This is a genomic window from Kitasatospora sp. NPDC058032 (assembly GCF_042885845.1).
In the GTDB taxonomy this organism is placed as follows: domain Bacteria; phylum Actinomycetota; class Actinomycetes; order Streptomycetales; family Streptomycetaceae; genus Kitasatospora.
Genome location: NZ_JBHVRK010000094.1, coordinates 1 through 1025 on the forward strand (window position 1 = coordinate 1; position 1025 = coordinate 1025).

Below are 1025 nucleotides of genomic sequence, written 5' to 3' on the forward strand. Positions count from 1 at the left end.
GACGATCTTCGCGGAGGTGGTGGCGCGGGTGGGGGCGGCCGCGTTAGAGCTTGCGAAGTCCACTGAGGACCCTTTCGAGCAGCGTGACGTCGGGCTGGGTTCCGGATTCGCCGCCGGAAGCGGGCTGGTGGATGGCGACCAGGCCGGCCTCGGCCAGGTCGGCCACGAGGATGCGGGCCACTCCCAGGGGAAGGGAGAGCAGCGCCGAGACCTCGGCCACGGACTTGACCTCGGTGCACAGGGTGCAGATCCGCTGGTGCTCGGGGAGCAGGGTGGCCAGGCGTTGCGGATCCACGTTGGCGGAGACGAGCGCCTCCAGGGCGAGCTCGTACCGGGGCCGGGTGCGTCCTCCGGTCATCGCGAACGGGCGGATCAGCGGGCCGGAGTCCACCTCGTCCTCGTAGTCGTCGCCCGCCCCGAAGTCCTGGACCGGCCCGTGGTGGCCGGGAACGTGGGCGGGCTGTCCGGCCGACTGCCCGACGGCCGGGCCGCGGCCGGGGAGGTGGCCGGGGTGCTGTCCGACCGTCCCGTCCGGGTAGCCGGGCGGGGGAGCGTCGTACGAGGGCCGGGGCTGGGCGTACTGGTCGTACTGTCCCGGCGGGTACGGCCGGCCGTACGACGGCTGGCCGTAGTGCTGGCCGTGCTGGCCGTGGAGCGGCTGGCCGTACTGCTGACCGTGGCCGACGACGCCGGGTGCTCCGAAGGCGTCATGGCCTGTGCCAGGGTACGGAACGCCGTACTGGCCGCTGCGGTCGTCGGGCGGTGTCACGGTTCCTCTCCTCACAGGGTGCGGCGGTGCGGTGCGAGCTCGGGCACTGGTCCTGAGCCGGTGGTGCGAAGGCCGTACAACGTCCGAACCCGAGCCCGCCGAAGCGGGCCCGGGACGGACGTGGAGGTGCTTCGAATACCTGGACGGTATCCGACGGACCGTCAGTGCAGGAGACTGCCCTGGAGTTCTGCGCGGAGTGCGGGGGTGAGGACGGCGCCGGCGCGGTCGACGAGCAGCGCCATCTCGTAGCCGACGA

Annotated in this window: 1 protein-coding gene and 1 pseudogene; both read right to left on the reverse strand. The window is 72.6% G+C overall.

Going from position 1 to position 1025, the window contains the following annotated elements; all coding sequences use genetic code 11:
- Positions 1 to 43: 43 nt before the first annotated feature.
- The gene (locus tag ACFVUH_RS37490; RefSeq protein WP_355376429.1) at positions 44 to 769 is read right to left on the reverse strand and encodes a DUF742 domain-containing protein; all 726 of its coding nucleotides are present in this window, start codon (positions 767 to 769) and stop codon (positions 44 to 46) included.
- Positions 770 to 930: 161 nt separating this feature from the next.
- Positions 931 to 1025 (reverse strand): annotated as a pseudogene (locus ACFVUH_RS37495) (roadblock/LC7 domain-containing protein); the annotation flags it as partial.